A 21,769-nucleotide genomic window follows, 5' to 3' on the forward strand; every position below is an offset into this window, starting at 1 on the left:
TTACTGTTGGATGCCGTGCCTGTCTACGCCGCCTACGGCAGCAACATGGACCCCAAGCAGATGGCCCACCGAGCCCCGCACTCCCCGATCAGGGGGACGGGCTGGCTCCAGGGCTGGCGTCTGACGTTCGGCGGGAACGACCTCGGCTGGGAGGGTGCGCTCGCCACGATCGTCGAAGACCCCGGCGAGCAGGTCTTCGTCGTCCTGTACGACGTGCCCGACTGGGACGAGAGCTCCCTCGACCAGTGGGAGGGTGCCGCCCGCGGGCTCTACCACAAGATCAGGCTCCGGGTGCAGACCCTGGAGGGCGAGGTCGTGGCCTGGTTCTACGTGCTCGACGGCTACGAGGGCGGACTGCCCTCGGCGCGCTACCTCGGCATCCTCGCCGAGGCCGCCGAGCGCGCGGGCGCCCCGGACGACTACGTCAGGGACCTGCGCGGCCGGCCCTGCACCTCGCTGGGCGGCTGAACCCCGGGGGCGCCACGCCCGCCCGCACCCGTTGTTCATCGGGGCGTCAGCCCATGCTCACCTGCGGGGCTGTCATGATGCCCGCGTGACGGAAACGCCCCGCCGAGACGGTGACACCGGAACCGGTCCGGACCTCCGCGAGCTGGTCCGGCTGTTCCTGCGGCTGGGCACCGTCGCCTTCGGCGGCCCGGCGGCGCACATCGCGATGATGCACGACGAGGTGGTACGGCGCCGCGGCTGGGTGACCGAGCAGCGCTTCCTCGACCTGGTCGGCGCGACCAACCTCATCCCCGGCCCGTCCTCCACCGAGCTGGCCATCCACCTCGGCCACGAGCGGGCCGGCCGGCGCGGCCTGGTGGCGGCCGGGGTCTGCTTCATCCTGCCCGCCGCGCTCATGGTCGGCGTGCTGGCCGCGCTCTACGTCCGCTACGGCACCACCCCGGCGGTGGAGGGGGTGCTCTACGGTATCCGGCCCGTCGTCGTCGCGATCATCGTGTGGGCGTTGTTCCCCCTGGTACGCACCGCGCTGAAGAGCGCGTACCTGTGGGCGTTGGCCGGGGCCGCCCTGGCCGGTTACCTGCTCGGCGTGAACGAGTTGCTGCTGCTCGCCGGTGGCGGGCTGCTGACGACGGCCGTACGGCTCGCTCCGGCCGCGCGTGCCCGCCTCCGTCCCGGAGCACCCGCCCCCGGCGGTCCCGACACGTCCGCCTCCGGGACACCCGCCCCCGGCGACCGAGGCGGCGAGCCGCCACCCGACGGGCGGACCGGACCGGACGGGACGTTCCGCGACGACGGGCCCGGCCGGATCGGAGGGCTGCTGGCCGCGCCGCTGGCCCTGGCGGGGAGCCAGGACCCCGACCAGTTGCTCCGGCTGTTCCTGACCATGCTCAAGATCGGCGCCGTCCTCTACGGCAGCGGATACGTCCTGCTGGCCTTCCTGGAGGGCGACTTCGTCGAGCGGCTCGGCTGGCTGACCGAGAGCCAGCTCGCCGACGCCGTCTCGATCGGCCAGTTCACCCCGGGTCCGGTGTTCACCACGGCCACCTTCGTCGGCTATGTGATCGCCGGGGTGCCCGGCGCGGCCCTCGCCACTGTCGCGATCTTCCTGCCGAGCTTCCTCTTCGTGGGCCTGCTCACGAAGATCACCGACCGGATCCGCTCGAAGACGTGGTCGAGCGCGCTGCTCGACGGGGTGAACGCCGCCGCCCTCGCGCTGATGGCCGGGGTCACGCTCCAGCTCGGCCACACCTCCCTGGTCGACCCGCTCACCTGGGCACTGACCGGCGGAGCGCTGCTGGTGCTGTGGCGGACGAGACTGAACTCGGCCTGGCTGATCGCGGCCGGTGCCGGAGTGGGCCTGGCGGCCGTCCTGCTCGGCTGACCGCCCCCGGAGCCGGAGCCGGAGCCGGGACCGAGGCCGGGGCCGGGGCCGATGCCGGAGCCGGAGCCGGAGTCGGAGTCGCGGTGACCGGCCGGAACCGGCGGAGACGGGTTGGCCCGGACGCGGCTCTCGGCCGGTGAGGGACGCCCGGATGACCGGTACGCTCGGTCGGGTGACCAATGACCCTTATGCACTCGCGACGGACGCCGCGGACGCGTTGAAGAGCGCCGTCGGAGTGGAATCCTTCGACGTCGCGCTGGTGATGGGCTCGGGCTGGGTTCCGGCGGCGGACGCGATCGGTGAGACGATCGCCGAGATCCCGGTGACCGACCTGCCCGGTTTCGCGCCGCCCGCGGTGGAGGGCCACGCGGGCAGGATCCGCGCCGTGCGGACCGGCTCCGACAAGAACGCGCTGATCTTCCTCGGCCGCACCCACCTGTACGAGGGCCGCGGCGTGGAGCCGGTCGTGCACGGGGTCCGGACCGCGATCAGGGCGGGGGTCGGCACGATCGTGCTGACGAACGCCGCCGGAGGTCTCCGCCCGGAGACCCAGGAGGTCGGCGAGGCCGTACTGATCAGCGACCACATCAACCTCACCGGCGCCAGCCCGATCACCGGCGCCACCTTCGTCGACCTCACCGAGGTCTACAGCGCGCGGCTGCGCGAGCTGGCCCGCGAGGTCGACCCGTCGCTCGCCGAGGGCGTCTACGTGGCCTTCCGCGGCCCGACCTACGAGACCCCGGCCGAGGTCCGCATGTGCCGGATCCTCGGCGGCGACATGGTGGGCATGTCGACGGCGCTGGAGGCCATCGCCGCCCGCGAGGCCGGAGCCGAGGTCCTGGGCATCTCCCTGGTCACCAACCCCGGCGCCGGTCTGGTGGGCACGCCCCTCAACCACGAGGAGGTCCTCCAGGTCGGCCGCGCCACGGCCGCGCGCATGGGCGGCCTGCTGGCCAAGGTCGTCGACAGGATCTAGCGGGGGCCGCCGGGCCCTTCCCGGGAAGGGCCCGCAAGGCTCCGGGAGACAGGCCGCCGGGCCCCGCCCCCCTTCGCGGGCAGGGCGGGCCGGGCGGGTCCCACCCTTCGGAAGGTGACGATGAGCAGCGATCTCGTACGGCTCGCCCGTTCCTGGCTGGACCAGGACCCCGACCCGGACACACGCGCGGAGCTCGCCGGGCTGCTGGAGAGCGGCGACGGCGACGGGCTGCGGGAGCGGTTCGCGGCCAGGCTGGAGTTCGGCACCGCCGGTCTCCGCGGCGAGCTGGGAGCCGGCCCCAACCGGATGAACCGGGTGACGGTCATGCGCGCCGCCGCCGGTCTGGCCCGGGTCCTCGGCCCCGGCGCGCACGTGGTGATCGGCTACGACGCCCGGCACAAGTCGGACGTCTTCGCCCACGACACCGCGGCGGTGCTCACCGGCGCCGGCCTGCGCGCCTCGGTCCTGCCCCGGCCGCTGCCCACCCCCGTGCTGGCCTTCGCCGTCCGTCACCTGGGCGCCGACGCGGGCGTGACCGTGACCGCCAGTCACAACCCGCCCCGCGACAACGGCTACAAGGTCTACTGGGGCGACGGCTCCCAGATCGTGCCGCCGATCGACGCGGAGATCTCCGCCGCCATCGACGCCGTCGGGCCGGTCTCCGGGCTGCCCCTGGGCTCCCCGGACGACCCGGCGTGGACGACGCTGGGCGACGACGTCCTGGAGGCGTACCTGAAGGCGGTGACCGCGCTCCCGCTCGGCTCGGCCCGCGACCTGCGGGTGGCCTACACCCCGCTGCACGGCGTGGGCGGGGCCACGCTGGCCGCCGCCTTCGCCGCCGCCGGATTCGAGGCGCCCGCGGTCGTCGCGGAGCAGGCCGAGCCCGACCCGGACTTCCCCACGGTCTCCTTCCCCAACCCGGAGGAGCCGGGCGCGATGGACCTCGCGCTGGAGCTCGCCGGCCGCGTCGGCGCCGACCTGGTCCTGGCCAACGACCCCGACGCCGACCGCTGCGCGGTGGGCGTCCCGCTGCCCGGCGGCGGCTACCGGATGCTGACCGGCGACGAACTCGGCGCGCTGCTCGGCGAGCATGTGATCCGGCAGACCTCGGGCGGCGACCGCCTGGTGGCCACCACCATCGTCTCGTCGTCCCTGCTCGGCAAGATCGCCGCTGAGCACGGGGTGCGGTACGCCGAGACCCTGACCGGCTTCAAATGGATCATGAAGGCGGGCGGGGGCCTGGTCTTCGGCTACGAGGAGGCCCTGGGCTACAGCATCGGCTCCGACCTCGGGCTGCCCGTGCACGACAAGGACGGCATCGGCGCGGCGCTGGTCGTGGCCGGTCTCGCCGCCCGGGCCAAGCTGGACGGCCGCGGCCTGCTCGACCTGCTGGACGACCAGGCCCGCCGCCACGGGCTGCACGCCACCTCCCAGCTGTCGTTCCGGGTGGCCGACCTGTCGCTGATCGCCGACGCGATGACCCGCCTCCGGACCGCCCCGCCCACCCGGCTCGGCGGTCGCGAGGTGGAGGCCGCCGACGACCTGAGCGCCGGCGCGGGCGGGCTCCCGCCCACCGACGGCCTCCGCTACCACCTGTCCGGTGGCGCGCGGGTGGTCGTCCGCCCGTCGGGAACCGAACCCAAGCTCAAGTGCTACCTGGAGGTCGTGGTTCCGGTGACCGGCGAGGTCGCCGCGGCCCGCGAGCAGGCCGTGCGGGATCTCGGCGCCCTCAGGACGGACCTGGCCGAGGGCCTCGGCCTGTAGGGACCCGGCCACCGCCCCGGGGCTCAGTGGCCCCGGGACAGCGACGTCCGGGCGGGCCGGGAAGACGACGACGCGGGCCAGACCAGGAAGATGACGCGGGTCAGACCAGGAAGGCGGCGACGATCAGGACGGCCGCCCCGACCAGGGCCGCGACCGCGCTCGGTGACCAGGAGATCCTCAGCCCCCCGTCGCCGGGGACGACCGCCGTTCCCGAGGCGGTCCCGGCGCGTGCGGAGATCTGCTCCGCCACCCAGTCGGCGTGGGTCCTGCCCGCCAGAGCCTCGGCGGCCCGCTCGCCCTTGGACGGGACCGGCTCGATACGCGGGCCCCGCCACAGGGGGGCCGCGCTCCCCTTGCCCTTGCGAGCCGCCGCCGCCCGCTCCCGGGCCGAGGTCTGCGGTGCCCAGCAGCGGACCGTCCGGCCGGCGGAGGTGATCGCGATCGCGTGCGAGACCGTGACCTCGTCCACCTGCCGCCAGGGCACGAAGGCGTTCCTGAGCGGGTTGCGGACCAGCAGGCCCTCCTCGCCCAGGATGAGGGCGGGCCTCAGGCAGACCACGAAGACGAGGGCGGTCAGCGCACCCAGCACCGCCGCGGCGACCATGGACGCCCGCCCGTCGTAGCGGACGACGAGGTCGGCCGCGTTGAACGCGGCGAACGCCATCCAGAGCCAGCCGAAGACCAGCATGGGGGTGGAGCGGAACACCTGCCTCATCGGGCTCCCCCCCGCCCGCGCGGGCCCGCTCACGCCTGCCACTTCAGCCGGGCGAACCCGGGCTTGATGACGCCGTTGATGAGCGCCAACCGCTCGTCGAACGGCAGGAACGCCGACTTCATGGCGTTGATCGTGAACCACTGCATGTCGTCCCAACCGTAGCCGAACGCCTCGGAGAGCTTGGCGAACTCCTCCGACAACGACGTCCCGCTCATCAGCCGGTTGTCGGTGTTGACCGTCACCCGGAAGTACAGGCGGCGCAGCAGGCCGATCGGGTGCTCGGCGATGGAGGGGGCGGCCCCGGTCTGCAGGTTGGACGTCGGGCACATCTCCAGCGGGATCCGCTTGTCGCGGACGTACGCCGCCAGCCGTCCGAGCTTGGGCTCGCCGTCGTCCTCCACGGTGATGTCGTCGATGATGCGGACGCCGTGGCCGAGCCGGTCGGCGCCGCACCACTGGATCGCCTGCCAGATGGACGGCAGTCCGAACGCCTCACCGGCGTGGATGGTGAAGTGGGCGTTCTCCCGCTGGAGGTATTCGAAGGCGTCGAGGTGACGGGTGGGCGGGTAACCCGCCTCGGCCCCGGCGATGTCGAAGCCCGCCACACCGGCGTCGCGGTAGCGGACCGCCAGCTCGGCGATCTCCATCGACCTGGCCTGGTGGCGCATCGCGGTGAGCAGCGTGCCCACCCGGATCCCGCGGCCCGCCGAGCCCGCCCTGAAGCCCTCCTGAACCGCCTCGATCACCTCCGGGAGGCTCAACCCGCCGGACGTGTGCTGCTCGGGGGCGTAACGCACCTCGGCGTAGACCACGCCGTCGGCCGCCAGATCCTCGGCGCACTCGGCGGCCACCCTGACCAGGGCCTCGCGCGTCTGCATGACGGCGACCGTGTGGTCGAAGGTCTCCAGGTACCGTTCCAGCGAGCCGGAGTCGGCGGCCTCCCTGAACCAGACGCGCAGGCTTTCGGCGTCGGAGGCGGGCAACCTGTCATAACCCGTCTCACGGGCCACGTCGATGATGGTCTCCGGCCGCAGACCACCGTCGAGATGATCGTGGAGCAACACCTTCGGAGCCCGGCGGATCTGCTCAAGAGTGGGTAGCTGACTCATTTCACAACCTTACCGTCGCAAGCCTGACATCCCCGCTCACGAGGGGAGCCGCCGCACTCCGGTCCCGGAATGTTCACGTGCCCGTCCGGGCGGGCGCTCCGGCGACGCCGATCCGCCCGGCCGGCGGCCTCGGGAGGCTGCGGCGACCCTCAGGAAGGCGGGGGACCCCCGAAGGACAGGGGCCCTCGGGGGCCCGCGTCAGTCTTCGCGGCCGGCGGTCTCCGGGGAGAAGGCCGGCAGGCAGACGGCGACGTACTCGGCGCCCTCCGGGCCGGCGCTGTAGCGGATCCGCTCCCCCGGCTCGGAGGCGAACGCCTGCCCGGCGCTCACCTCGGTCGTGCCGCCGTCGTGCTCGACGATGACCGACCCCCTGAGCACCAGGGTGTACTCGGCGAACTCCGGCGTCTGCGCGGGTTCGTCCCAGCCGGCCGGAGCCGTCATGTGCGCGATGGAGACACGGTCGTCGCCGCTGTTCACCCGGCCGACGTACTCGTCGATGACCTTCCCGCCCGGGACGGGAATCCGTTTCGCATTGTCGATTCTGCGGACCATCGGGCTAGTCTGTCACCGTTTTCCGTGCGCGACATCGATGATCAGCCGGCTGGGGTTCTTCTGCTCCAGCACCCGGAACGCGGCCTTGCGGTCGAGGACGACGCCCACCCCCACCACGGCCTCGAAGTCGCCGGTCCTGACCACGCTCTGCACGTTGCCGAGCCCGGCCCGGAAGACCGGCCCGCCCGCCCAGGTCGATTCGCCGGCCTCGGTGTGCGCGGTGGCGGGGTTCATCGTCACCTGGAGGTAGGCCCCGCCCTGGACGTCGATCCGCTCGCCCGATCCGTCCTGGACCAGCTCGGGCACCCACCGCACGCTGTAGGCGGGGACGTCGCCCCGGAGGTCGATCACCACGCGGTCGAACCCCCGGTGCTGGGCGAACCGGGCTCCCGTGACGGTGGGCGGGGTGTCGACGGTGTGCGTGACCTCGATCTCCCCGGTGCCCGTCGGCGGTTCGAGCCCCGCCGCCGGGGTGGTGGACGGCGGCGGGGCCGGCGTGTCCGACGGCGGGGGTGCGGCGGTGGTCGCCGGGCCCCCGGGGGACGGAGCCGCGGTCTGGGCGGACGAACCGCAGCCGGACAGCAGGACGAGGGGCAGCAGTGCCAGGGGCACGAGGGTGCGGTTCATGATGGTGAGCCTCCTGCCTCGTTGGATGCCCGGATCACCGCCGGGGTTCACCTCCCGCCGGCCACCGCGCCGTGGCCGGATCGTGACAGTCTGTCGAGGCGCGAGTCAAGCACCGGTTCCTCCGGCGCGGCGCGCACGGACCGGCGCCGCCGCCGGGCCCCCGTTCCGGCGGCGGCGTGCCCGCGTCCCGGGGCCGCGGTTCCCGGGGGAGGCCTCGCGGAGACGGAGGGACTTCCGCCGGGCTCCGCGCGTCTCCACGCCGGGGGTTCTCCGGTCAGGCGGGCTCCAGGACCTTGCCGTCCTCGGCCGCGACGGCCTCGGGGCGGCGGCCCCGGAGCCCGGTGAGGGCGATCACCAGGCCGACCAGGGCGAGGATCCCGGAGACCGCGACGGCGGCGCGGAAGCCCGCGATCGGATCGGCGTCCGCGCCGGAGGTGAGGACCGCGGTCACCACCGCCAGCACGACCGCCCCGCCGACCTGACCGGAGGTGTTCAGCAGGCCGGAGGCCAGCCCCTGCTCGTCGTCCGCCACACCGTTGGTGGCCTGGATGTTGAGCGAGGGGAAGGACAGCGCGAAGGCGACGCCCAGCAGGACCATTCCGGGGATCACCAGCGTGGCCAGGCTGGGGTCGCCGTCGATCCGGAGGAAGAAGGCGTACCCGGCGGCCAGCGCGGCCGACCCGATCACGATGAGCCGGGCGGTGCCGAACCGGTCCGCCAGGTCGCCCATCCTGGTGGAGGTGACCGCCACCAGCAGGCCGGCGGGCAGGAAGGCCAGCGCGGTCTCCAGGGCCGACCAGTGCAGCAGGTTCTGGAAGTACTGCATGGCGACGAACTGGAACCCGACGTAGGAGCCGAACAGGATCACCAGCCCGAGGTTGGCGCGGACGATCGGGCCCGAACGCAGGATGCCGAGCCGCACCAGCGGGTGCTTCACCCGCCGCTCGACGAGCACGAACGCGACCAGCAGCGCGGCGGCCCCGGCCAGTGAGGCGATCGTGCGGAGCGAGCTCCAGCCCGCCTCGGGCGCCTCGACCACCGCGAAGACGAGCAGGAGCATGGAGCCGGTGACGGTGACCGCGCCGACGAGGTCGTACCCGCCTTCGGCGCGATCGCGATCGGCTGGCCGGGGCAGGACCCGCAGGGCGGCGACCAGCGCGATGACCGCGACCGGGACGGGCATGAGGAACGTCCAGCGCCAGCCGAGCTCGGTCAGGAGCCCTGAGATGACCAGGCCCAGCGAGAAGCCGCTGGCGCCGGAGGCGGTGAAGACGCTGAGGGCCCTGTTGCGGGCTGGTCCCTCGGCGAACGTGGTGGTGATGATGGACAGCGCTGCCGGCGCGGTGAAGGCGGCGCTGACACCCTTGACGAAGCGGGCGGCGATCAGCAGCGTGCCGTCGTCGACGAGCCCGCCCAGGAGTGAGGCGACGGCGAAGACGGCCAGGGCGGCCAGGAAGACCCTGCGGCGCCCGAGGAGGTCGGCGGTCCGGCCGCCGAGCAGGAGCAGGCCGCCGTAGCCGAGCACGTAGCCGCTGACCACCCACTGCAGCGAGGACGTGGAGAGTCCCAGGTCGGCCTGGATGGAGGGCAGCGCGACTCCCACCATCGAGACGTCGAGGGCGTCGAGGAAGATGACGGCGCAGAGCACGGCGAGGATGGACCAGAGCCGCGCGTCCCAGCGTCCGTCGTGTGACGAAGGGGTCATGGCCACCGACCATACATGCACACACATCTAATGCAAAGGCATTTAATGTGTGTGCATTTAATGTTTGTGCATGGTACGATGCCCGGCATGAGCGAGGAGTCCGTGGTCCACGCCTGGCGTGAGGTGCTGGCCAAGCACGCCACGGCCGCCTGCGCGCTGGAGCGTGAGCTCTCCGAGCGGCACCGGCTCGGCATGAGCGAGTTCGAGGTCCTGGAGCGGATGGTCGAGGGCGGCCAGGAGAAGTATCGGGTTCAGGAGGTCGCCGACGCCGTCCACCTCAGCCAGAGCGCCTGTTCGCGGCTGATCTCCCGCCTGGAGAAGGCGGGCCTGGTGACGCGCGGCATCTGCGAGGCCGACCGCCGCGGCATCTTCGTCGGCATCACCGCCGAGGGCCGCGAGCGCCACGCCGAGGCCCAGCCCACCCACCGCGCTGTGATCAAGGAGATCTTCGCCTGACGGCGTGGGCCCGCCCGAGACCCCGGCGGGGTCGCGGGCGGGCCCACGAGCACGGACGCTCAGGCGGTGATGCGGTCGATCACCAGCGGCAGCAGGTCCGCGTCGGCGGTCTCGCCGACCGCGTACGCGCCTTCCAGCGCGGCGAGGGCCCGCTCGAAGCGGCCCGCGTCGTCGGCGTGCAGGGTCATCAGCGGCTGCCCCTCACGCACCGGGTCACCCGGCTTGGCGTGCAGGGTGATGCCCGCGCCGAAGGACACCGGGTCCTCCTTGCGCTCGCGGCCCGCGCCGAGCCGCCAGGCGGCCAGGCCCACGCCGTACGCGTCGAGCCTCGACAGCACTCCCGAGGCCGGGGCGGTGACCTCCAGAGTCTCGGCGGCCCGCGGCAGCGGCGCGTCGGGGTCGCCGCCCTGGGCGACGATCATGCGGCGCCAGGCGTCCATCGCGGAACCGTCCTTCAGCGCCCGCTCCGGGTCCTTGCCGCCGGACAGACCGGCGGCCCGGAGCATCTCGTGCGCCATCAGCACGGTCAGCTCGACCACGTCGGCCGGTCCTCCCCCGGCGAGCACCTCGACGGACTCGGTGACCTCCAGCGCGTTGCCCACGGTCAGGCCCAGCGGCCGGTCCATCGCGGTGAGCAGCGCCACGGTCGAGACCCCGGCGTCGGCACCCAGCTCGACCATGGTGGCGGCCAGCTCACGGGCCTGCTCCACGGTCTTCATGAAGGCGCCGGAGCCGACCTTGACGTCCAGCACCAGCGCCCCGGTCCCCTCCGCGATCTTCTTCGACATGATCGAGGAGGCGATCAGCGGGATCGACTCGACGGTGCCGGTGACGTCACGCAGCGCGTACAGCTTCTTGTCGGCCGGGGCCAGCCCGTCGCCCGCGGCACAGATGACCGCCCCGGCCTCGCCCAGCACGCCGAGCATGCCCTCCGGCGACAGGTACGCCCGCCAGCCGGGGATGGACTCCAGCTTGTCCAGGGTGCCGCCGGTGTGGCCGAGCCCCCGGCCGGACAGCTGGGGCACGTAGCCGCCGCACGCGGCGACCAGCGGCGCCAGCGGCAGCGTGATCTTGTCACCGACGCCGCCCGTGGAGTGCTTGTCGGTGGTGCGGCCGGGCAGCGACGACCAGTCCATCCGGGTCCCGGAGCGGATCATCGCCTGGGTCCACCCGGCGATCTCGCGCCGGTTCATGCCGTTGAGCAGGATCGCCATCGCGAGCGCGGACATCTGCTCGTCGGCCACGACACCCCTGGTGTAGGCGTCGACGACCCAGTCGATCTGCTCCGCCGACAGCTCGCGTCCGTCGCGCTTGGTGACGATGACGTCGATCGCGTCCATGGTCATGCCCCCCGGCTCAGATTCTCGGGCCCGAAGGCGTAGGGAAGGATCTCCGTCATCGGCTTGGGGCCGTCGACGGTCTCCACCAGCAGCTGCGGACCGCCGAACTCGAACAACAACTGGCGGCACCTGCCGCACGGCATGAGCAGCTCCTCGTGCCCGTCCACGCAGGTGAACGCGACCAGCCTGCCGCCCCCGCTCGCCTGCAGCGCCGACACCAGCCCGCACTCGGCGCACAGTCCGACCCCGTAGGAGGCGTTCTCGACGTTGCAGCCGGACACGATCCGCCCGTCGTCGACCAGCGCCGCGGCGCCGACCGGGAACTTCGAGTAGGGGGCGTAGGCGTTGCCCATGGCGCGCACGGCCTCGGCCTTCAGCGCCGCCCAGTCGATGTCGCCGCCGACGACGCCGTCGATGGTGCTCACTTGCCCTGTCCCTTCCGGTACGGCACGCCGTCGGCGGCCGGCGGACGCAGACGCTGCGCGGCCAGCGACAGCACCAGCAGCGTGGTGATGTGCGGGGTGACCGAGGTGAACTCGGCGGGGATGGTGTCGGTCAGCGCGAACACGACGAACACGACGATCGCCGCGACCCCGGTGACCAGCGCCGCCCGCGTGCGGTTCTGCCGGACGAGCTGGTAGACGGCGACCCCGACGAGCAGGACCACCACCACCAGCAGCAGCGCGTGCACCGACTCGCCGCCCCGGCGCAGCTGGAGCGCGTCGGTGTAACCGAACATCGCCGCGCCGGCGGCCAGGCCGCCCGGCCGCCAGTTGCCGAAGATCATCGCGGCGAGGCCGATGAAGCCCCGGCCGCTGGTCTGCCCCTCGCGGTAGGCGCTGGCCGCGACCTGGGCGAGGAACGCGCCGCCGAGACCGGCGAGGGCACCGGAGACGACCACCGCGACGTACTTGTAGGTGTAGACGTTGACACCGAGCGACTCCGCCGCCACCGGGCTCTCCCCGCAGGAGCGCAGCCGCAGGCCGAAGGCCGTGCGCCAGAGCACGTAGTACGTCAGCGGGACCAGCAGGATCGCCAGGATGGTCAGCAGCGAGACGTTCGTCACCAGACCGCGCAGGATGTTCGCCACGTCCGACAGCAGGAACCACTGCTTCTGCCCCAGCCACTGCAACGGCTCGCCGACCAGCGGCAGGCTCACCACCTCGGGCTTGGGCACCGGGGGCGACTGGGAGTCGCCGCCGCCGGGCATCTCGGCGAAGGTGACCTTGGAAAGGAACTGGGTGACGCCGAGCCCCAGGATGTTGATCGCCACACCGGAGATGATGTGGTCCACCCCGAACGTCACGGTGGCGAGCGCGTGCAGCAGGCCGCCCAGCGCGCCGCCGATCGCACCGGCCACGACGCCCGCCCACGGGTTGTCGAACTGGAGCGCACCCCAGGCCCCGCACCAGGTACCCATGATCATCATGCCTTCGAGGCCGATGTTGACCACGCCGGCCCGCTCCGACCACAGGCCGCCGAGTCCGGCCAGGCCGATCGGCACGGCCAGCGCGACGGCCGCGTTGACGGCGCCGGCGGAGGTCAGGTCGACCGCGCCGGTGACGGTGCGGGTGAACGAGAGCAGCAGGACGAGCCCGCCCAGGGCGAGCAGAAGGGTCTGCCAGCTCAGCTTGAACGTGCGCTTGCGGACCTGGGTCTTCGGCTCCAGGAACGGAGCCTCCGCCGTGGTGACGCCGTTGCTCATACCGACACTCCTTCGGCCGGGGTGGGGGCGCCTGCGAGTTCACGGCTGACCCGGCGCTGCTTGGCGGAGGCCTGGTAACGGTGGACCAGCTCGTAGGCGATGATCACCGACAGCACGATCGTGCCCTGCATGATGGCGACGATGTCGGGCGAGATGCCCTCCAGTTGGAGGACGCCCGACGAGGTGTTGAGGAAGGCCCACAGCAGAGCGCCGAACGCGATGCCGATGGGGTGGTTGCGGCCCAGCAGCGCGATGGCGATGCCGGTGAAGCCGAGGCCGGTGGGGAAGTCGAGACTGTAGCTGTAGGAGGCGCCGAGCAACTGGGGCATGCCGATCAGCCCGGCCACCGCGCCGGACAGCACCATCGCGATGAGGACCATCCGCTTGACGTTGACGCCGCTGGCCACGGCCGCCGTCTCCGAACGGCCGGTGGCGCGCAGGTCGAAGCCGAAGCGGGTCCGGTTGAGCAGCACGTGGTACAGCACACCCATCACGACCGCCAGGATGATCAGGCCGAACACCTTGCTCTGGGTTCCGGGGATCAGCGCCAGGCCGGGCACCTGACCCGACTCGGCGATCGGCCGGGTGCCGATGTTGTTGCTGCCCGCCACCTCGACGGCCAGGCGCTCCTTGTTGAGCAGCCAGGCGCCGAGTGAGGTGGCGATGGCGTTCAGCATGATCGTGGAGATGACCTCGCTGACCCCCCGCTTCACCTTGAGGAGCCCGGCGATGGCCGCCCATCCGGCACCGACCAGCACCGCGACGAAGACGATCAGGGCGATGTGCAGCGGGGCGGGCAGGGTGACCGCGCCGCCGACGGCGGCGGCGGTGAGCGCCGCGAGGCGGTACTGCCCGTCGACGCCGATGTTGAACAGGTTCATCCTGAACCCGACCGCCACCGCCAGCGCGGACAGGTAGTAGGTCGTCGCCTCGTTCAGGGTCAGCACGATCGAGCGCGGCTGTACGCCGTACTCGGCCATGGAGGCCAGCGTCTCGACCGGCGGGTCGCCGGTGAGCCAGAGGACGGCCATGGTGACCAGGGCGGCGAACGCGATGGCGAGAACGGGGGCGACCAGCGAGAGCAGCCCTGTCGGTGAGACCCTGCCGAGCAGCCGGTCGGCGAAGGTCGATTTGTCCTGGGTCATTACTTGTCCTGGGTCATACGGACACCCCGGGTGCGGCGTGCGGTCGATAGATGATCATGCGTGCCCTCCGGCACCCGTTCCCGCGGCGTCCGCGCGAGTCGTCCGCACGGCCCGCGCACCCGCCGGGCGGCTCTCACGTCCGTTCACGCGGCTTCTCCGGCGCCCGTCATGGCGGAACCGAGCTGCTCGGGGGTGACGTTCGACGGATCCACGTCGGCGACGATCCGGCCGCGCAGGATCACCTTGAGCGTATCGGACAGGCCGATGAGCTCGTCCAGGTCCGCGGAGATCAGCAGGACGGCCAGGCCCGCGGCCCGCGCGGCGCGCAGGTGGTCCCAGATCGCGGCCTGGGCGCCCACGTCGACGCCGCGCGTCGGGTGGGAGGCGATCAGGAACACCGGGTCGCCGCTCATCTCCCGGCCGACGATCAGCTTCTGCTGGTTGCCGCCGGACAGGGCCGCGGCGTCCACGTCGATGCCCGGGGTCCGAACGTCGTACTCCTCGACGATGCGCTGGGTGTCGCGGCGCGCTCCGGCGCGGTCGATCCAGGGCCCCCTGACGTTCGGCGACCGGGTCTGGTGACCGAGGATCCGGTTCTCCCAGAGCGGGGCCTCCAGCAGCAGGCCGTGCCGGTGCCGGTCCTCGGGGATGTAGCCGATGCCCGCCTCCCGGCGGCGCAGGGTCGTCCAGGAGGAGATGTCGTGCCCGCCGAGGCGGATCTCGCCCAGCGCCGGACGCATGCCCATGATGGCCTCGACCAGCTCGGCCTGGCCGTTGCCCTCGACCCCGGCGATGCCGAGCACCTCGCCCTTGCGGATGTCGAAGTCGACGCCGTCGACGACGCGGCGGCCGTCCGGGGAGAGCACGGTCAGGTCGCGCACCGACAGCTCCACCACATCGGTGACGGTCGACTCGCGGGTCTCCGGGCTGGGCAGCTCACTGCCGACCATGAGCTCGGCCAGCTGCCTGGCCGTCACGCCCCGCGGGTCGACGCTGGCCACGGTCGTGCCACGCCGGATGACGGTGATGGCGTCGGCGACCGAGAGGACCTCGTCGAGCTTGTGGGAGATGAAGATGATCGTCAGGCCCTCGCGGACCAGCTCCCGCAGGTTGTCGAAGAGCTCGTCGACCTCCTGCGGCACGAGCACGGCGGTCGGCTCGTCGAGGATGAGGATCCGGGCGCCCCGGTAGAGGACCTTCAGGATCTCCACCCGCTGCCGGGCTCCGACGCCCAGCTCCTCCACGGTGGCGTCGGGGTCGATGCCGAGGCCGTAGGAGTCGGAGATCTTCCGGATCTTCGTGCGGGCGGCGCCGAAGTCGACGGCCACACCGCCCTTGCGCGGCTCGCTGCCCAGGATCACGTTCTCCAGCACGGTCAGGTTGTCGGCCAGCATGAAGTGCTGGTGGACCATGCCGATGCCGACCGCGATCGCGTCGGCGGGGGAGCGGAACGCGACGTCCTTGCCGTTGATTCGGATCCGCCCCTCATCAGGGCGTTGCATGCCGTACAGGATCTTCATGAGGGTGGACTTGCCCGCGCCGTTCTCACCGACGACGGCGTGCACGTGACCCTGCTGGACGGAAAGGGAGATGTCGCGGTTGGCGACGACGCCGGGGAACCTTTTGGTGATCCCCTCGAGCTCGACGGCCGATGTCGGGGTGCTGATGACGGCCTCCTCCGCACGGGTGGCCCTGTTACGGAACGTGAAGCTGATATGAGGACGAAGGGCCCGGGGACATATCCGCCGGGCCCTTCATTGGTACCAGGTCAGGAGGTCTTCTCCGGCACGGTGATCTTGCCGGAGATGATCTGCTGCTTGTACTCTTCGAGCTTGGTCTTGATGTCGTCGACCTGGCCACCGGTGGTGGAGTAGTCGACGCCGCCGGCCTTGAGGTTGTAGACCGCGGGACCGGACTTGACCGTGTTGCCGGCGACGCCCTTCAGGAAGTCGTAGACGGCGATGTCGACCTTCTTGACCATCGAGGTCATGATGACGCCCTGCAGGTCGGGGGCCGCCGTCTTGGCCTGGTCGGAGTCGACGCCGATGGCCAGGCCCTTGGCCGCCTTGGCCGCCTCGAAGACACCGCCGCCGGAGCCGCCCGCCGCGTGGTAGATGACGTCGGCGCCCGCGTCGAGCATGCCCTCGGCCGCGGTCTTGCCCTTGGCGGGGTCGTTGAAGCCGCCGAAGTCCGGCGGCTGGGTGAGGTACTTGACGTCGATCTTGATGTCGGGCTTGACCGCCTTGGCGCCGGCGATGAAGCCCGCCTCGAACTTGTTGATCAGCGGGACCTGGACGCCGCCGACGAAGCCCACGTGGTTCTTCTTGCTCTTCAGCGCCGCGGCGGCGCCGACGAGGAAGGAACCCTCGTGCTCGGCGAAGAGCAGGTTGGTGATGTTGGGGGCGGTGGCCGCGGCGTCGTCGACGATCGCGAACTTGACGTCCGGGAACTCGGCGGCGACCTTCTTCACCGGGCCGGAGTAGGCGAAGCCGACCGCGATGATCGGGCTGTAGCCGCCGGAGGCCAGCAGCCGGAGCCGCTCCTCCTTGGCCGCCTCGGTCTCCCCGCTGCCGGCTTCCAGCTCCTTGGTGTCGGCCAGGCTGAGCTCGGCCTTGGCCTTGTCCAGGCCCGCGGCGGCGGAGTCGTTGAACGACTGGTCACCGCGTCCGCCGATGTCGTACGCCAGTCCGACCTTCGCACCCGACGCGGCCGGAGCGCTGGTCCCGGCCCCGCTCGGCTGGGCCGACGACGTCTCCTCGCCCCCGCCGCACGCGGCGGCACCCATGAGCATGCTGCCCGCCAGTGCGGTCGCGGCCAGCTTGCCGAATCGGTTCTGAAGCAAGATGGACTCCCTTCGCGTATCAGTGCACGCGCGAAGAGACGCACGGCAACCCTGCACGGAAGATAGTTGGTCCGTCAGAGTTGACCAAACTGGCACACGAGTCCGAAATAGGTCCGTTATCCAGCTCAGGCCACCTTGTGACCCGCGGGCCGCCGGGAGGCTACCTGCGGGTACGGTCCAGTGGGTGACACCTCGGAGCCGAACCCCGTTTCCAGGGATCGGCGATGTCCGATATCAGGTTACTTGTCGGCGTTCAGCGCCACCAGAGGCTCGGTGAACGGCCGGCGCCCGTCCCAGAGCGCGGTCAGCGCGGTCGCGGCGAGGAACCGCACCCCGGTGCCGATGGTCCGCTCGTCGACGTCGAAGGTGCCCTGGTGGATGTCGGCCAAGTGCGCCGCTCCCGGCGTGCGGGTGCCGAGCCGGGCGTACGCACCGGGGACGGATTCGAGGTACCAGCCGAAGTCCTCACCCCCCAGGCTCTGCTCGGTCGGCACCGGGGCACTCTCGCCGAGCACCCCCTCGGCGGCCTCGGTCAGCATCTGCACGCTGATCTCGTCGTTGACCACGGGCGGCACTCCGCGTACGTACTCCATCCGGGCCTCGACACCGTAGGCGCTCGCGACCGACTCGAGCAGCGCCTTGATCATGTCGGGGGCGGCGTGCCAGGCCGATTCGTCCAGGCAGCGCACGGTGCCCTCGGCGATGCCGTCGTCCGGGATCGCGTTGGCCACCGAACCCGCCTCGACCCGGCCCCAGACCAGGCTCAGCGACGAGCGGGGGTCGACCCGGCGCGACAGCGCGGCGGGCAGCTCGGTGAGGATCTTGGCGAGCGCGAAGACCAGGTCGGCGGTGAGATGCGGCCGGGCGGTGTGCCCGCCGGGCCCGCTCACCCGGATGGAGACCCTGTCGCAGGCGGAGGTGATGGGACCGGCCTTGAGACCGACCCTGCCGACGTCGAGCCGTGGGTCGCAGTGCAGGCCGAAGATGCGGTCGACGCCGGTGATGCCACCGGCGGACATGACCTCCAGCGCACCGCCGGGCAGTTCCTCGGCGGGCTGGAAGATCAGCCGGACCCGGCCGGGCAGCGACCCGGCCTCGGCCTGCTGGGCGAGGAAGAGCCCGGTGCCGAGCACGACGGCGGTGTGCACGTCGTGACCGCAGGCGTGGCAGACACCCGGAACCGTCGAGCTGTGCGGCACGTCCTTCTCGTCCGGCACGGGCAGCGCGTCGAGATCGGCGCGCAACGCCACGGTCGGCCCGTCACCGCTGCCGACGTCGCAGATGACGCCGGTACCGCGCGGAAGCACCGAGGGCGACAGACCGGCGGCGGTCAGACGGTCGACGACGTGCTGCGTCGTGCGGTATTCGGCGAACGCGAGCTCGGGATGCATGTGCAGGTCTTTGCGGAAGTCGATCAATTCCCGCTCGTGACCGGCGAGGAACGTGTCGAGTTCTCCCCGCAAGTTACGCCCCCGCATTGCTTCACCGTCCTATCCGCGCCGGCGGCCTCGATCCTCGACGCACCGCACCGTGCCCCTGCCCAGGATCTCGGAATCCATGAGACAGCTCGTCAAAAAGCGATCGCCGCGCAGATGAGCCGGAGTGGGTCTCACGGGCCGTGTCGGCGCGGATCATGAGCCGCCGATGTGGGAGCGGCAGGCCGTTTGTCCGGGGCCGCCGTCACGTCGGCGATGACATCGACTTTATCTCTCCCGCGCGGCACCTCGCCGACATCTCCGCCAAATGTTTTAGCGCCCCATGCCCCTCTTCTGCATCAGATGGCCCGGAAGTACCAGAGGGCATGACTCGGATTGACTACGACGAGGTGACCGCTCCGGGGGGGGCGAGCCCATGAGGATGGCGGTTCGCGGCCCCTTCCAAACATCGCGGACCTGGCAGGTTCCGTGACCTCAGGTGCCGTTCATCGAACCCGGCGGAGTGATGCAAACCGGATAAATGCATGTTTCACTCCGCATATGATCACGAAAATCCCGTTTGGGGAGAGGCAGTCGCGACTGAGCATCTTCGAACCGGATGCGGGCACCCTGGTGGTCGTCCCGTCGCTGTCCCTCCCCCAGGATGAGCTGCGAAAGATCACTGGGGCGCTCTGCTACGAGGAACGGCTGCTGTTCCTCCTCCTCACCCTGAGAAGCCCCGCCGTCGACGTCGTCTACCTGACCTCGACCCCGGTGGACGACGCGATCGTGGACTACTACCTGGGTTTCCTCGACGACCCCGACGAGGCGCGCACGCGGCTGCAAATGATCAGTTTGGACGATCCGCACACGCACCCGCTGAGCGAGGCCCTGCTCCGCCGCCCGGACGTGATCGCGCGTGTCCGCGCCGCGCTCGGCCGCCGCTCCGGAACCGAGGCCGGGACCGGCGGCGCCTGCGGCCATGCGGACGGCGACGCGGAAGCCAGCACGGGAGGCGGCGCGCACGGCGACGGCACGCACGGCGACGGCACGCACGGCGGCATCGGAGGCGGCGCGGAGGGCGGCCGGGACGCCTGGATGGTGCCGTTCGTGGTGAGCGAGCACGAGGAGCGCCTCGCCGAGGTCCTCTGCCTGCCGATCTACGGCCCGGCCACCTCCCTGGCCCACCTGGGGTCCAAGAGCGGCGGCCGCGCGGTCGGCGAGGAGGCCGGGGTGCCCGTGGTCCGGGGCTTCTCCCACCTGCGCTCGCTGACCGAGGTGGAGCACGCCGCCCGCGCCATGCGTCCGGCGGGCCGGTTGATGGTGAAGCTCAACAACAGCTACTCGGGCCTCGGCAACGCCGTCGTGACCCCGGACGGCCGGTCGCTGGTCTCCTCCCCCACGAGCTTCTCCGCGGCCGGGGAGACCTGGACGACCTTCGCCGAGAAGATCGCCGAGCGCGGGGCGGTGGTCGAGGAGTTCATCGAGGACCGGCCCCTGCGCTCCCCCAGTGCCCTGGCCAGGATCACCCCCGGCGGCGTCTGCGATGTGGTCGCCACCCACGAGCAGGTCCTCGGCGGGCCCAACGGCGACGTCTACCAGGGCTGCGTCTTCCCCGCCCACCCGGACTACCGCGCCGAGCTGAGCGCGTGCGCCGAGCGCATCGCCCGCACCCTGGCGGAGCGCGGCGTGGTCGGCCTGTTCGGGGTGGACTTCTTCGTCGTCAGGACCGACGGCGGCTACCGGGCGCTGCTGTGTGAGATCAACCTGCGCATCGGCGGCACCACCCATCCCTTCGGCGCCGCCCTGCTGACCACCGGCGGCTCCTACGACCCGGCGAGCGGCACCCTGATGTGCGGCGACCAGCCCAAGTACTACGTGGCGACGGACAACTGCGCCGCCCCCTTCCTGCGGGGCCGGACCCCGGGCGAGGTCGTCAAGATGTTCCACGACGAGGGCCTCGGCTTCGACCGCGACCGGCGCACCGGCAACGTGCTGCACCTGCTCGGCGCGATCCCGGAGTTCGGCAAGCTCGGGTTCACCAGCATCGGGAACTCCGCGGAGGAGGCGGCCGAGCTACACCGGCGGACGCTGCGAACGCTGTGCCCACCCGCGTAGCCCGATCACGCCCAGCACGACCGCCAGCACGATGTTGACGGCGATCAGGATGCCGTGCACCACGTAGAAGGAGGTCGGGTGACCGTCCGCGAGGTTGAAACCAAGGTTGATCCATTCAAAGATCATGAAAGCGGCAAGGCCGACCAGGAATCCGGCTGTCTTCCGTGACATGTGCATGGTGTCAGTATTCCGTCGAGTGGCCTCGCCCTGGTCAGGGCATCAGTAACCTCATGCGAACCGGTACGAAGCTACCCTGAGATCATCATGGGGACGAAACATCTGGCGCCCGTCGGGGTGCTGCTCGCGACGACCGCCTTTCTCGGTACCCCCGCGTACGCGGAGACCTCCGGCGGGCGGGCGGGCGCCGGAACGCTGAACCCGCGCGAGGCCGAGCCGGTCGGCGGTTCGCTTCTCGGCAGACGCGGCATCGTCGTCTCCCCCGGGGTGAAGGCGCCGCCCAGGACGGCCGCGAGATCGTACGTGATCGCCGACGCCGACACCGGCGAGGTGCTGGCCGCCAAGGACGCCCACGGGCGTTACCTGCCGGCCAGCACCATGAAGGCCCTCACCGCCCTCACCCTCATCCCGAAGCTCGACAAGAAGCAGAAGATCAGGCCGAGCAGGAACGCGGTGAACCAGGAGGGCAGCGCCGTCGGCCTCGTCACCAAGCCCCTCTACACCGTCGAGGACCTGTTCAAGGCGCTGATGCTGGTCTCCGGCAACGACTGCGCGATGGCGCTCGCCGAGGCCAACGGTGGCCTGGCCACGACCCTGGCCGACATGAACGCCGAGGCCAGACGCCTGCAGGCGTTCGACACGGTGGCCAAGACCCCGAGCGGGCTGGACAAGCCGGGACAGCGCAGTTCGGCCTACGACCTGGCGCTGATCGCCCGAGCCGGGCTGGCCAACCCCGATTTCCGCCGATATATCAGCATAAAGACGGATAAGTTTCCGGCGCCCAAGGGCTACTACGAGATCGGCAACCACAACAAGCTGCTCTGGCGCTACAAGGGCATGATCGGCGTCAAGAACGGCTGGACGTCCAAGGCCCAGGGCACCTTCGTCGGCGCCGCCAAGCGCAACGGACGCACGGTCATCGTGTCGATCATGCGCCACAACGGCTACTTCTGGGACGAGGTCGCCGACCTGCTCGACTGGGGCTTCGCCAACCGCGGCCGGGTCACCCCGGTCGGCCGGCTGGTCGACCCCCTCCCCGCGACCGCCGCCTCGCCGACGCCCGTTCCCACCGCCTCCACGGTCCCGGCCACCCCCCGCCCGGCGGCCGGCGCGCGCCGCCCGGCCCGCGACGACGGCCTCCCGATCGGCTACTACGCGCTCGGCGGGGGCCTGGTCGGCGGCCTGGTCTGGCTGGTCCTCGGCCTGCGCCGGCGCTTCGGCGGGTGACCGGCGGGTCTCCCGTCGCGCACCCCGGCCACGACACGCGCCGTCGC

Annotated in this window: 20 protein-coding genes; 7 read left to right on the forward strand and 13 right to left on the reverse strand. The window is 71.6% G+C overall.

Features of this window, described 5'->3' with window-relative positions; translation table 11 throughout:
* The first annotated feature begins 15 nt into the window (after positions 1-15).
* The 4 genes from F4562_RS12380 to F4562_RS12395 all read left to right on the forward strand — a co-directional run bounded on the left by F4562_RS12380 (position 16) and on the right by F4562_RS12395 (position 4,589).
* Complete coding sequence (locus F4562_RS12380; RefSeq protein WP_184538510.1) at positions 16-468, forward strand: gamma-glutamylcyclotransferase family protein; 453 nt, start codon at positions 16-18, stop codon at positions 466-468.
* A gap of 85 nt (positions 469-553) precedes the next feature.
* A complete protein-coding gene (locus F4562_RS34855) occupies positions 554-1,849 on the forward strand; it encodes a chromate transporter (protein WP_311733831.1) in 1,296 nt (431 codons plus the stop codon).
* 172 nt (positions 1,850-2,021) lie between these two features.
* Positions 2,022-2,825 carry a purine-nucleoside phosphorylase gene (locus F4562_RS12390; protein ID WP_311733830.1) on the forward strand — a complete coding sequence of 268 codons (804 nt, stop codon included), beginning with the start codon at positions 2,022-2,024 and terminating at the stop codon, positions 2,823-2,825.
* A gap of 120 nt (positions 2,826-2,945) precedes the next feature.
* On the forward strand, positions 2,946-4,589 hold the full coding sequence (locus tag F4562_RS12395) for a phospho-sugar mutase (protein WP_184538506.1): 1,644 nt from the start codon (positions 2,946-2,948) through the stop codon (positions 4,587-4,589).
* Positions 4,590-4,689: 100 nt separating this feature from the next.
* On the opposite strand, the gene F4562_RS12400 is transcribed toward F4562_RS12395, so the two are convergent.
* The 5 genes from F4562_RS12400 to F4562_RS12420 all read right to left on the reverse strand — a co-directional run bounded on the left by F4562_RS12400 (position 4,690) and on the right by F4562_RS12420 (position 9,297).
* Positions 4,690-5,304, reverse strand: coding sequence for a PH domain-containing protein (locus F4562_RS12400; protein ID WP_184538504.1), 615 nt, complete (start codon positions 5,302-5,304; stop codon positions 4,690-4,692).
* Between the two features lie 29 nt (positions 5,305-5,333).
* Positions 5,334-6,413, reverse strand: a complete 1,080-nt coding sequence (locus F4562_RS12405; RefSeq protein WP_184538502.1) for an adenosine deaminase — start codon at positions 6,411-6,413, stop codon at positions 5,334-5,336.
* A gap of 198 nt (positions 6,414-6,611) precedes the next feature.
* Positions 6,612-6,965 (reverse strand): cupin domain-containing protein, encoded by a 354-nt coding sequence (locus tag F4562_RS12410; RefSeq protein ID WP_184538500.1) that lies wholly within the window; start codon positions 6,963-6,965, stop codon positions 6,612-6,614.
* 12 nt (positions 6,966-6,977) lie between these two features.
* Entirely contained in the window at positions 6,978-7,592 is a 615-nt protein-coding gene (locus F4562_RS12415; RefSeq protein WP_184538498.1) for an AMIN-like domain-containing (lipo)protein, read from the reverse strand.
* Between the two features lie 274 nt (positions 7,593-7,866).
* Positions 7,867-9,297 (reverse strand): MFS transporter, encoded by a 1,431-nt coding sequence (locus tag F4562_RS12420; RefSeq protein WP_184538496.1) that lies wholly within the window; start codon positions 9,295-9,297, stop codon positions 7,867-7,869.
* Positions 9,298-9,384: 87 nt separating this feature from the next.
* On the opposite strand from F4562_RS12420, the gene F4562_RS12425 reads away from it, so the two are divergent.
* Positions 9,385-9,753, forward strand: a complete 369-nt coding sequence (locus tag F4562_RS12425) for a MarR family winged helix-turn-helix transcriptional regulator (RefSeq protein ID WP_184538494.1) — start codon at positions 9,385-9,387, stop codon at positions 9,751-9,753.
* A gap of 59 nt (positions 9,754-9,812) precedes the next feature.
* On the opposite strand, the gene F4562_RS12430 is transcribed toward F4562_RS12425, so the two are convergent.
* The 7 genes from F4562_RS12430 to F4562_RS12460 all read right to left on the reverse strand — a co-directional run bounded on the left by F4562_RS12430 (position 9,813) and on the right by F4562_RS12460 (position 18,263).
* On the reverse strand, positions 9,813-11,093 hold the full coding sequence (locus F4562_RS12430) for a thymidine phosphorylase (RefSeq protein WP_184539556.1): 1,281 nt from the start codon (positions 11,091-11,093) through the stop codon (positions 9,813-9,815).
* 2 nt (positions 11,094-11,095) lie between these two features.
* Complete coding sequence (locus F4562_RS12435) at positions 11,096-11,518, reverse strand: cytidine deaminase (RefSeq protein ID WP_184538492.1); 423 nt, start codon at positions 11,516-11,518, stop codon at positions 11,096-11,098.
* Positions 11,515-12,798 (reverse strand): ABC transporter permease, encoded by a 1,284-nt coding sequence (locus tag F4562_RS12440; RefSeq protein ID WP_184538490.1) that lies wholly within the window; start codon positions 12,796-12,798, stop codon positions 11,515-11,517. Before F4562_RS12440 ends, F4562_RS12435 begins: the two co-directional genes overlap by 4 nt.
* Entirely contained in the window at positions 12,795-13,943 is a 1,149-nt protein-coding gene (locus tag F4562_RS12445) for an ABC transporter permease (protein WP_184538488.1), read from the reverse strand. Before F4562_RS12445 ends, F4562_RS12440 begins: the two co-directional genes overlap by 4 nt.
* A 143-nt stretch (positions 13,944-14,086) precedes the next feature.
* A complete protein-coding gene (locus F4562_RS12450; RefSeq protein WP_184539554.1) occupies positions 14,087-15,610 on the reverse strand; it encodes an ABC transporter ATP-binding protein in 1,524 nt (507 codons plus the stop codon).
* Between the two features lie 101 nt (positions 15,611-15,711).
* Positions 15,712-16,785: a BMP family lipoprotein gene (locus F4562_RS12455; protein WP_221206131.1), complete on the reverse strand. Its 1,074-nt coding sequence runs from the start codon at positions 16,783-16,785 to the stop codon at positions 15,712-15,714.
* Positions 16,786-17,024: 239 nt separating this feature from the next.
* Positions 17,025-18,263, reverse strand: a complete 1,239-nt coding sequence (locus tag F4562_RS12460) for an amidohydrolase (protein WP_184538486.1) — start codon at positions 18,261-18,263, stop codon at positions 17,025-17,027.
* Positions 18,264-18,761: 498 nt separating this feature from the next.
* Here F4562_RS12460 and F4562_RS12465 point away from each other — a divergent pair, with 498 nt between their 5' ends.
* Entirely contained in the window at positions 18,762-20,318 is a 1,557-nt protein-coding gene (locus tag F4562_RS12465) for a peptide ligase PGM1-related protein (protein ID WP_246473416.1), read from the forward strand.
* On the opposite strand, the gene F4562_RS12470 is transcribed toward F4562_RS12465, so the two are convergent.
* On the reverse strand, positions 20,277-20,489 hold the full coding sequence (locus tag F4562_RS12470) for an SCO4848 family membrane protein (protein ID WP_246473417.1): 213 nt from the start codon (positions 20,487-20,489) through the stop codon (positions 20,277-20,279). The two genes, F4562_RS12465 and F4562_RS12470, sit on opposite strands and share 42 nt — an antisense overlap.
* Before the next feature lie 93 nt (positions 20,490-20,582).
* Here F4562_RS12470 and F4562_RS12475 point away from each other — a divergent pair, with 93 nt between their 5' ends.
* Positions 20,583-21,722, forward strand: coding sequence for a D-alanyl-D-alanine carboxypeptidase family protein (locus F4562_RS12475; protein WP_184538483.1), 1,140 nt, complete (start codon positions 20,583-20,585; stop codon positions 21,720-21,722).
* Positions 21,723-21,769: the final 47 nt, after the last annotated feature.

It is taken from the genome of Streptosporangium becharense (genome assembly GCF_014204985.1).
Lineage (GTDB): Bacteria > Actinomycetota > Actinomycetes > Streptosporangiales > Streptosporangiaceae > Streptosporangium > Streptosporangium becharense.

Bases quoted from the DNA above. Each gene is read 5' to 3' on its own strand.
- F4562_RS12475 (WP_184538483.1), top strand. From the start codon at position 20,583: ATGGGGACGAAACATCTGGCGCCCGTCGGGGTGCTGCTCGCGACGACC.
- F4562_RS12470 (WP_246473417.1), bottom strand. From the start codon at position 20,489: ATGTCACGGAAGACAGCCGGATTCCTGGTCGGCCTTGCCGCTTTCATG.
- F4562_RS12460 (WP_184538486.1), bottom strand. From the start codon at position 18,263: ATGCGGGGGCGTAACTTGCGGGGAGAACTCGACACGTTCCTCGCCGGT.
- F4562_RS12410 (WP_184538500.1), bottom strand. From the start codon at position 6,965: ATGGTCCGCAGAATCGACAATGCGAAACGGATTCCCGTCCCGGGCGGG.
- F4562_RS12420 (WP_184538496.1), bottom strand. From the start codon at position 9,297: ATGACCCCTTCGTCACACGACGGACGCTGGGACGCGCGGCTCTGGTCC.
- F4562_RS12445 (WP_184538488.1), bottom strand. From the start codon at position 13,943: ATGACCCAGGACAAATCGACCTTCGCCGACCGGCTGCTCGGCAGGGTC.
- F4562_RS12395 (WP_184538506.1), top strand. From the start codon at position 2,946: ATGAGCAGCGATCTCGTACGGCTCGCCCGTTCCTGGCTGGACCAGGAC.
- F4562_RS12465 (WP_246473416.1), top strand. From the start codon at position 18,762: ATGATCACGAAAATCCCGTTTGGGGAGAGGCAGTCGCGACTGAGCATC.
- F4562_RS12415 (WP_184538498.1), bottom strand. From the start codon at position 7,592: ATGAACCGCACCCTCGTGCCCCTGGCACTGCTGCCCCTCGTCCTGCTG.
- F4562_RS12405 (WP_184538502.1), bottom strand. From the start codon at position 6,413: ATGAGTCAGCTACCCACTCTTGAGCAGATCCGCCGGGCTCCGAAGGTG.
- F4562_RS12425 (WP_184538494.1), top strand. From the start codon at position 9,385: ATGAGCGAGGAGTCCGTGGTCCACGCCTGGCGTGAGGTGCTGGCCAAG.
- F4562_RS12430 (WP_184539556.1), bottom strand. From the start codon at position 11,093: ATGGACGCGATCGACGTCATCGTCACCAAGCGCGACGGACGCGAGCTG.
- F4562_RS12440 (WP_184538490.1), bottom strand. From the start codon at position 12,798: ATGAGCAACGGCGTCACCACGGCGGAGGCTCCGTTCCTGGAGCCGAAG.
- F4562_RS12400 (WP_184538504.1), bottom strand. From the start codon at position 5,304: ATGAGGCAGGTGTTCCGCTCCACCCCCATGCTGGTCTTCGGCTGGCTC.